The organism is Butyricicoccus sp., from assembly GCF_050872565.1.
GTDB lineage: Bacteria > Bacillota > Clostridia > Oscillospirales > Butyricicoccaceae > Butyricicoccus_A.
Genome location: NZ_JBNMHC010000140.1, coordinates 1 through 5,491, shown reverse-complemented (window position 1 = coordinate 5,491; position 5,491 = coordinate 1). Strand labels below are relative to the sequence as shown.

Annotated in this window: 6 protein-coding genes and 1 pseudogene; all 7 read left to right on the top strand. The window is 52.2% G+C overall.

Annotation, left to right across the window (positions count from 1 at the left end; genetic code table 11):
* Nucleotides 1-2: 2 nt before the first annotated feature.
* Nucleotides 3-104, top strand: coding sequence for a winged helix-turn-helix domain-containing protein (locus ACR0P9_RS07015; RefSeq protein ID WP_432618646.1), 102 nt, complete (start codon nucleotides 3-5; stop codon nucleotides 102-104).
* Entirely contained in the window at nucleotides 101-1,801 is a 1,701-nt protein-coding gene (locus tag ACR0P9_RS07010; RefSeq protein WP_432618642.1) for an ATP-binding protein, read from the top strand. Before ACR0P9_RS07015 ends, ACR0P9_RS07010 begins: the two co-directional genes overlap by 4 nt.
* A gap of 201 nt (nucleotides 1,802-2,002) precedes the next feature.
* Entirely contained in the window at nucleotides 2,003-2,722 is a 720-nt protein-coding gene (pyrH, locus tag ACR0P9_RS07005; RefSeq protein WP_432618640.1) for a UMP kinase, read from the top strand.
* Nucleotides 2,723-2,753: 31 nt separating this feature from the next.
* A complete protein-coding gene (frr, locus tag ACR0P9_RS07000) occupies nucleotides 2,754-3,308 on the top strand; it encodes a ribosome recycling factor (protein ID WP_432618638.1) in 555 nt (184 codons plus the stop codon).
* A gap of 137 nt (nucleotides 3,309-3,445) precedes the next feature.
* On the top strand, nucleotides 3,446-4,198 hold the full coding sequence (locus ACR0P9_RS06995; protein WP_432618644.1) for an isoprenyl transferase: 753 nt from the start codon (nucleotides 3,446-3,448) through the stop codon (nucleotides 4,196-4,198).
* Nucleotides 4,199-4,201: 3 nt separating this feature from the next.
* Complete coding sequence (locus tag ACR0P9_RS06990) at nucleotides 4,202-5,023, top strand: phosphatidate cytidylyltransferase (protein WP_432618636.1); 822 nt, start codon at nucleotides 4,202-4,204, stop codon at nucleotides 5,021-5,023.
* Between the two features lie 3 nt (nucleotides 5,024-5,026).
* Nucleotides 5,027-5,491: pseudogene (locus ACR0P9_RS06985) on the top strand (1-deoxy-D-xylulose-5-phosphate reductoisomerase); the annotation flags it as partial.

Sequence of the window (5,491 nt, the reverse complement as noted above, 5' to 3'; positions counted from 1 at the left end):
ATATTCACATCAATACGCTGCGCAAAAAGATTCACGATGACGGCACGATGATTCAGACCGTGCGCGGCATCGGCTATAAAATCGACAAAGAGGCGAAGGAATGAAGAAACGAATTTATTGGGTGCTGTTGCTGCTCAGTGCTGTCGGCGTACTTTGTGCCAGTGTGCTGACGTTGGCGGTGACATCCCAGCATTCAATGCGGCAGGCGGAAGAATATGTCAGTGATTTGGCGGAATCTGTCAGCCAGAGCTATGATTATGTCGATGAAGCATCGTATGAAAAGATTTTACAGGGACTGCCAAAGGTCGTGCGCGTGACCTTTATTACAGCGGACGGCACGGTTCTGTACGATTCGGATGCAGAGGCATCCAAAATGGAAAATCACTTGGATCGTCCGGAAATTCAGAAAGCCATTCAAGCAGGTTACGGAGAAGATATTCGAGATTCGTCTACCACAGATTCTTCGACGTATTACTATGCCCTGCGGCTGTCTGACGGCAATGTGCTGCGCTTGGCACAGCAGTATTCCAGCATCCGCAGTATGGTGCTGGCGTCCATTCCGGGCATCGGTGTGGTCATGATTATTTTGTTCGGCATGGCACTGCTGCTGTCCCGCTGGCTGGCGCAGTGGATGATGAAACCGGTGGAGCGCGCGGTTCATGCACTGGATCAGGCGGGCGTGAATACCGAATCCTATGCAGAGTTAAAGCCGTTTTTCTCGCACATTCAGGCACAGGATCAGGAAATTCATACACAAAAAGAGATTTTGGAGCAGGAACGCGAGATCTTGGGAATTATCACCAACAATATGCGCGAAGGTCTGCTGCTCATCTCCAAGGATAAAAATGTTGTATCGGTCAACCCGAGTGCGATTCATATGCTGGCGGGGCGCGTGGCAGAACCGAGTGAGTTTATCGGCAAAAACTATCTCATTGTCAATCGCACCCAAGAGCTGCACGACTGTGTGACGACAGCGCTGTCCGGCGAGAGCCTCAATGATGATTTCACCATGCACGGGCGCGTCTATCACATTTATGCCAGCCCGATGCTGCGGTTGGGCAAAGTAGATGGCGCCGTCGTCATCGTGCTGGATGAGACCCAGCAGCGCATGGCAGAGCGCAGCCGACAGGAGTTTTCCGCCAATGTCTCGCATGAGCTCAAAACGCCGCTGACGTCTATCTCAGGCTATGCAGAGATGATGGAAAACGGTATGGTTGCCAGCATGGATGACATTCGCAAGTTCTCCGGCAGCATTCACAAAGAAGCCTTGCGACTGATTGCGCTGATTGAGGATATTATCCGCCTTTCTCGTATTGAGGAAGAGGCAAAAGAACCACAGAGCTTGGAGCCGGTGGAACTGGACGATTTGTGCGAAGCGGTGCTGGAATCGCTGGAGCCGGTTGCAAAAAAAGCAGAGGTTTCCCTGCATTTGGAAACCTGCCCGGCTGTGCTTTTGGGCGAAGATGGTATGCTCAGTGAGCTGGTGTATAATTTGTGTGAGAATGCCATCAAATACAATCATCCGGACGGAAATGTCTGGCTGCGCCTGTCGCAGGATGACAAGGAAATCGAGATCTGTGTCAAGGATGACGGCATCGGCATTCCGGAGGAATCGCGCCTGCGCGTCTTTGAGCGGTTTTATCGCGTGGATAAGAGCCATTCCAAACAGATCGGCGGCACCGGTCTGGGACTGTCCATCGTCAAGCATGTCGTGGAGTATCATCACGGCAGAGTAGAGCTGGACAGCGCGCTCGGCGTCGGCACAGAGATTCGCGTGTTCCTGCCAAAAGAAGCGGAATGATACGGAATTTATCCCCTGCCAGTCTTGGATTGGCGGGGGATTTTTTACAGAGATGTGAATTATGGCGAAACGGAAGAAAATTGCTGGAAACCGTTTGCAATCTGCACAGCAATCATGTATGATATACTATAAGGACATAAGGGCGGATTCGCCCTGTGTTGTACATGGAAGCAAACAGATCGCACATGGAGGAATCAATACATGGATACACCGAAATATAAGCGTGTTTTAATCAAAATCAGCGGCGAAGCACTGGCTGGCGACAATAAGTTTGGTCTGAACTTTGATGTCATCGGTCCGGTTTGCGATGTTGTCAAGAAGTGCGTAGACATTGGCACGGAAGTTGGCATCGTTGTCGGCGGCGGCAACTTCTGGCGCGGCGTCAAGGACGGCGGCGGAAAGATGGAGCGCACCCGTGCAGATTATATGGGTATGCTGGCTACGACGATTAACTCGCTGGCTCTTCAGGACGCACTGGAGCAGCGTGGTGTAGATGTGCGCGTACAGACTGCTATCGAGATGCGTCAGATCGCAGAGCCGTATATCCGCAACAAGGCAACTCGCCATCTGGAAAAGGGCCGCGTTGTTATTTTTGGCTGCGGCATCGGCAATCCATATTTCTCTACCGATACAGCAGCTGCCCTGCGTGCTGCTGAAATCAACGCAGAGATCATCCTGCTGGCAAAGAACATTGACGGCGTATATGACTCTGACCCGGCAAAGAATCCGAACGCCAAGAAGTATGACAAACTGTCTTATATGGAAGTTCTGGAGAAGAAGCTGGCTGTCATGGATACTACTGCGACGACCCTTTCTATGGACAACAACATTCCGCTGCTCGTATTCGCACTGAAGGAGCCGGAAAACATTTACCGTGCTGTCATGGGAGAACAGGTTGGCACCATGGTAAGCAACCAGTAAATTTGGCATATTTGGAGAGGAGAAATACCCTATGAAACCCGATTTAAAACCATATGAAGTAAAGATGCAGAAGTCTCTGGACGTTCTGGCAGAAAATCTGGCAGGCATTCGCGCAGGCCGTGCCAATGCAAGCGTGCTCAACAAGATCACGGTGGATTACTACGGCACAGCAAGCCCGATTCAGCAGGTAGCTGCTGTTGCCTCTCCGGATCCGCGCACGCTGACCATTCAGCCGTGGGATGCTTCTCTGCTCAAGGAGATTGTCAAGGCAATCCAGACCTCTGAGCTGGGCATCAACCCGCAGAACGACGGCAAGCTGATTCGTCTGAGCTTCCCGCCGCTGACCGAGGAGCGTCGTAAGGAGCTGATTAAGCAGGTATCCAAGGAAGGCGAAGCTTCCAAGGTTGCGATCCGCAATATCCGCCGCGATGCCATCGACAAGTGGAAGGCTGCCAAGAAGAAGTCTGAGATCACCGAGGACGAACTGGCAGATGCAGAAAAGGATATGCAAAAGCTGACCGACAAGTACACCAAGGAAATCGACAAGACCACCGCGGCAAAGTCGGAAGAGCTGAAGTCGGTTTAATCAAATAACAACAGAAACAAGTACGGGACATGTGGGCGGCTATCTTCAGTCGCCCATGTCGCGTATATCGGCGCTTTCACACAAAAACACAAAGCGTACACATTTAGAAAGAAAGGTCGGTGCATAGTACCGTGGCGTTGTTCAATATACTAAAAAAAGATGACAGCACGCCGCCGCAGCCGTCCGCGCGTCCCGTGCCGCAGCACATTGCGGTGATTATGGACGGAAATGGACGCTGGGCAAAAAAACGCGGTCTGCCGCGTACCGCCGGACATAAGGTCGGTGCAGAGACGTTCCGCACCATCGCAACGTACTGTAAAGACATTGGCGTCAAATACTTTACCGTATATGCGTTCTCCACAGAGAACTGGAAGCGTCCGGCAGAGGAAGTCAATACGCTGATGAATCTGTTCCGCAGATACCTGCAAGAGGCGATTGACACGATGGCAAAGGATGAAATCGCCGTGCAGGTCATCGGTGATTTGTCCGTGCTCGCGCCGGATATTCAGGAGCTGGTAGCACGATGCAATGCAGAGGCGAGCAAGCGGCCGGAATTTTCCGTCGCTACGCTGTGCATCAATTACGGCGGACGCGATGAAATCAAAAATGCCGTTCGCGCCATTGCACAGGAAGTGCAGGAGGGCAAGCTGAAGCCGGAAGATATTTCCGAAGACACGATTTCGCAGCACCTGTACACCGCGCACATGCCGGATCCTGATTTTATCATTCGCCCGAGCGGAGAAATTCGCACCTCGAATTTCCTGCTGTGGCAGAGTGCGTATGCAGAATATTACTTTACCGATGTTCTGTGGCCGGACTTTAAACCGGCGGATATGGATGCTGCCATTGATGAATTTAACAGAAGAAATAGACGATTCGGAGGAGTATAAAACATGAAAACGAGAGTTGCATTTGGCGTGACCGGTGCAGTTGTTGTCATCCTTGCGCTGTTCGTCTTTCCGCCGATCGTCGCACAGCTGCTCATGATGGCTCTGTCCGTCTGCGCGGCACAGGAATTTACCGCAGCGACTGCGGGAAAAGACAACAAGGAATTGCAGATCGCTGCCATGGTTCTCGCTCTGGGCATGTCGTTTGCCAGCGCGAGAGACAGTTATCCGGTGTATTGGATGCGTGCGATGCTGTATATCGGTGTCGTGGTACTGTTTATTCTGCTGCTGCGGCATCATAAGAAATTTGGATTTCAGGAGCTTGCCGGTGCCTATTTCGGCGGCATTCTCATCCCGTATTTGCTGATGAGCCTGATCCGTATGTTCACGATGTCGGAGAGCGGTGCCTTCCATCTGGTGATTCCGCTGCTGGCAGCTTGGGGCTCAGATACCTGTGCGCTGTTTGCGGGCATGGCATTCGGCAAGCACAAGCTGGCACCGGTTATCTCTCCGAAAAAGACGGTAGAGGGCGCAGTTGGCGGCGTTGTCGGTGCAGCCGTGCTCACCGTCATTTATGGTATTGCAGTCAGTGCGCTGACAGAGCTGACGCTGTCTGTGCCGCTGTGTCTGGCAGCTGGCATTTTGGGCGCTGTGCTCGGTCAGATCGGTGATTTGTCGTTCTCCATTGTCAAGAGAAAGAGCGGCATCAAGGACTACGGCAAGATTTTCCCGGGTCATGGCGGCGTACTCGACCGCTTTGACAGCGTGATCTTTGTCGCTCCGCTTGTTGAGCTGCTGCTGCATCTGTTTTCCAATTTGGGGTTATAAGCTATGAAAAATATTGTGATTCTCGGTTCGACCGGCTCTATCGGCACACAGACCATTGATATTCTCGATTCCATTGAGGCACATGTGTGTGCGATTTCGGTCAATACCAATATTACACGCGCAGAAGAACAGGCGCGTGCATTGCATCCGACTTTGGTTGCGGTGTACAATGAAGAAAAAGCGAAAGAGCTGAAAATCAAGCTCGCAGATACCGATATTCGCGTCGTGTCCGGCATGGACGGTCTGATTGAAGCTGCAACTCTGCCGGAAGCCGATGTTGTTGTGACAGCGGTTGTCGGCATGGTGGGTCTCCTGCCGACGATGGCTGCGATTAAAGCGGGCAAAGCGATTGCGCTTGCCAATAAAGAAACGCTGGTGTGCGCCGGACAGATCGTCATGCGGGCGGCGCGTGAAAAGGGCGTGCCGATTTTGCCGGTTGACTCTGAGCACTCGGCCATCTTCCAGTGT